Source organism: Arthrobacter sp. Y3223164 (genome assembly GCF_059091005.1).
In genome coordinates, this window is record NZ_JBNHGF010000282.1 from 1 (window position 1) to 3,683 (window position 3,683).

Consider the following 3,683-nt stretch of genomic DNA (forward strand, 5'->3'; position numbering starts at 1 on the left):
GGCGGCCCAGGCGGCCATCGGCAGCAGCGCCACCGGCAGCCAGCGCAGGACCAGTGCCTTGGCCCGCAACCGGACCTCGCCGTCGGTCTTCAGTGCCAGGAACGCCGCCGCGTGGACCAGGCTGAAGCCGACCACCGCCAGCCCGCCGAGCACGGCGTAGCCGTTGAACCAGGCGAACGGTCCGCCCACCCGGTCGCCGTTGGCGTTGAGCGGCAGGCCGGTGGTGGTCAGGCCGAGCATGGCCCCGACGCCGAAGGCCGCGACCAACGAGCCCAGCGCGATCGCCCAGTCCCAGCGCGCCCGCCACCGGTCCGTGTCCACCTTGCCGCGGTATTCGATCCCGACGGCGCGGAAGATCAGGGCCAGCAGCACGAGCACCAGCGGGAGGTACAGACCGGAGAACAGGGCGGCGTACCACTCGGGGAAGGCCGCGAATGTGGCGGCCCCCGCGGTGACCAGCCAGACTTCGTTGCCGTCCCAGACCGGGCCGATGGTGTTGAGCAGCACGCGGCGTTCCGTGTTGTTCCGGGCGAAGCCGCGCATCATCATGCCGACGCCGAGGTCGAATCCTTCCAGGAACAGGTACCCGGTCCAGAAGAAGGCGATGACAATGAACCAGATGGTGGGCAGGGTTTCCATGAGTCGTCCTTATCGATCCGTAGGAGCCGGTTCAGTACGCGAAAGCGAGCACGTCATCAGGGTCTTTTCCGTTCCCGTCCGTTCCATCTCCGTCCTTGCCGCGGCCGCCGGTGCCGCCGTCGTCGTCCGTGCCCGTGCCATCCGCGGACGCCGCGGGCAGCAGCTCGGGCATTGCCGCCGGCACACCGCCGCGGCAGTAGGCGGCGAGCAGCTTCACTTCCACCACCAGCAGCGAGCCGTAGACCAAGGTGAAGGCGCTGAGCGAGAAAATCAGCTCCCCAAGCGAGACGCCCGGCGACACGGCCGCGGCCGTGAACATAAAGACGTTGTCGATGCCGTCGGGATCCGGGTTGGGTGCCACGACGAACGGCTGGCGGCCCATTTCGGTGAAGATCCAGCCCGCCGAGTTGGCACCGAACGGGGCAAGGATTCCGAACACGGCCAGCCGCATCAGCCACTTCGATTCGGGCACCGTGCCCTTGCGCACCACCCACAGGGCGACGGCGGCGGCCGCGGCGGCCAGCATGCCGAAGGTGATCATCATCCGGAAGCCCCAGTAGGTGACTTCCATGACCGGCACGTAGTCGATTTCGCTGCCGGCGCGCTCGCCGTAGATCGGGTTGTCGGGCAGGTGCGTTCCGAAGCGCTCCTGGTACTCCGGCAGCAGGCTGTTGATGCCCCGGATCTCGGTGTCGAAGTCGCCGTTGGCCATGAAGGAGAGCAGTCCGGGCAGCTCCACCACGGCGACCATGTCGTCGCAGTCGTTGGAGCCGAGGTCGCCGACCGTCAGGATGGAGAAGCCCGTGCCGTCGTGGCAGGCGGCCTCCGCGGCGGCCATCTTCATGGGCTGTTGCTGGAACATCAGTTTGGCCTGCAGGTCCCCGGTGAGGGACACCCCGGCGAAGGAGACGACCGCGACGACGGCGCCGATCCGCAGCGAGCGGAGCCAGACCTTGTGGTCGGCCGCATCCCTGCCGCGCGCCGGGTCGGATCCGACGACTACCGTGCCGTCCGGGCCCACGGTGTCGATGCCGTCGCGGCGGCGCTTCCACAGGTGGTACCAGCTGATGCCCAGCAGGAAACCGCCGGCCACCGAGGTGGCGCCGAAGATGGTGTGCGGGAAGGCCACCAGCAGCGTGTTGTTGGTCAGCACGGCCCAGACGTCCACCATGACCGGCCGACCGTCGATCATTTCGACGCCGACCGGGTGCTGCATCCAGGAGTTGGCGGCCAGGATGAAGTAGGCCGAAGCGACGGTGGCCAGCGAGGCACCCCAGATGCTGAGCAGGTGCACCGCTTTGGGCAGCCGGCCCCAGCCGAAAATCCACAGGCCCAGGAAGATGGACTCGACGAAGAACGCGAGCAGGGCTTCCATGGCCAGCGGCGCACCGAAGACGTCGCCGACGAAGCGGCTGTATTCGCTCCAGGCCATGCCGAACTGGAATTCCTGGACCAGGCCGGTGGCCACGCCCATGATGAAGTTAATCAGGAACAGCTTGCCCCAGAACTTGGTCATCCGCAGGTACTGGTCCTTGCCGGTGCGGTACCAGGCCGTGTGCATGATCGCGACGAGCAGTCCCAGGCCGATGGTCAGCGGCACCATGAGGAAGTGGTAGACGGTGGTGATACCGAACTGCCACCGCGCGATTTCAAGTGCTTCCATTGCCGCTGCCTCCCGGACTGACCTGGGTTCCGGACTACTCCGGAACTCATTTCTACACGCCTCATTTCTACACGCCGTAGAACTTAATCTTCTACGAACTGTAGAACATTTGCACGAAAGACGGTAAATTAGAGACCAAGAGCACGGTCGTAGAAAGGTTCTGCGCGCCGTTGATGCGACGTTAAGAGACGAAAAGGAACCAGATGGCTACTCTCGGAGATTTGGAACGGGCGGTCATGGACGTGCTGTGGTCCCAGAACGCCGCCGATCCGGCCGAGGCCGGACTGACCGCCAATGAGCTGCGCGACACGTTGGCGCAGGTCTCCGCGGACGGGGCGGACGGCAAGGAGCTGGCCGTCACCACGGTGCTGACCGTTCTGTCCCGGCTCGAGAAGAAGGGCCTGGTCCAGCGCGGCCGCGACATCCGCCCGCACCGCTACCGGGCGGTGACAAGCCGTGAAGAGCACACCGTGGAGCTGATGCACGAGGTCCTGGGCTCGGCCCCGGACCGCGAGGCCGTCTTGGCCCGCTTTATCGGGACGGTCAGCGACGAGGAAGCGGAAACCCTGCGCAAGATCCTCTCTTCCAACTGAGCTGAATGTTCCTGGCCTCCTACCTGCTGGCCGCCATGGCGGTCATTTTGGCGTGGCCTGCTCCCATCCTGCTCTCGCGGGCACGTTGGACGGCCCGCAGTCCCGGGACGGCGCTGGTGCTTTGGCAGGCCATCGCCCTGGCCGGCGGCCTGTCCATGATCGGCGCCATGCTGACGTGGGGCTTGGAACCGCTGGGAGACCACCTGCTGGCCGGCCTCCGGGGCCTGACCGGCCTTCTGCTGGACGACAGTGCGGATACCGGCCTGGACCTGGTGCACGTGTTCGCGCTCAGCGCCGCCCTGCTGCTGACCGTGCACCTGGTCTTCACGCTGCTGCTGACCTACTACAAGATCCGCAAACAGCGCGGCCGGCACCGCGACCTGCTGAATCTGCTGAGCTCCCCGTCCGAAGACTCCCCGCGCACCCTGGTGATCAACCACCCGGCGCCGGTGGCCTACTGCCTGCCCGGCGGCGGCGGCTCCGTCACGGTGCTCTCGAACGGCCTGCTCGAGTTGCTCTCGCCGGACGAACTGCACGCGGTCATGACGCACGAAAAGGCGCACCTGGAACAGCGCCACGACCTGCTGCTGTGGGCCTTCGCCGCCTGGCGGGCGGCCCTGCCCTGGCTCCCCACCTCGAAGCTGGCCCGGACGGCGGTGAACGAGCTGATCGAGATGCTCGCGGACGACCATTCCCTGAAGACGTCGGCCCGCGAGACGCTGGTGCGTGCGATCGCCGTCGTCGCTGCCGGTGAGCGGCCGGCGGCGGCAGGCCCGGCCGCAAGCCTG

General features: G+C 67.1%; 4 protein-coding genes. 2 read left to right on the plus strand and 2 right to left on the minus strand.

The features are described from left to right. Both cydB and AC5RUJ_RS12590 read right to left on the minus strand, forming a co-directional pair. Positions 1-639 (minus strand): cytochrome d ubiquinol oxidase subunit II (gene cydB, locus AC5RUJ_RS12585; protein ID WP_494155942.1); only part of this gene is annotated, 639 nt, incomplete at its 3' end. Positions 640-670: 31 nt separating this feature from the next. After that, a complete protein-coding gene (locus tag AC5RUJ_RS12590; RefSeq protein ID WP_494128732.1) occupies positions 671-2,302 on the minus strand; it encodes a cytochrome ubiquinol oxidase subunit I in 1,632 nt (543 codons plus the stop codon). 203 nt (positions 2,303-2,505) lie between these two features. On the opposite strand from AC5RUJ_RS12590, the gene AC5RUJ_RS12595 reads away from it, so the two are divergent. Both AC5RUJ_RS12595 and AC5RUJ_RS12600 read left to right on the plus strand, forming a co-directional pair. After that, complete coding sequence (locus AC5RUJ_RS12595; protein ID WP_493977919.1) at positions 2,506-2,895, plus strand: BlaI/MecI/CopY family transcriptional regulator; 390 nt, start codon at positions 2,506-2,508, stop codon at positions 2,893-2,895. Positions 2,896-2,900: 5 nt separating this feature from the next. Beyond that, a partial coding sequence (locus AC5RUJ_RS12600) for a M56 family metallopeptidase (RefSeq protein ID WP_494155943.1) occupies positions 2,901-3,683 on the plus strand: 783 nt, incomplete at its 3' end.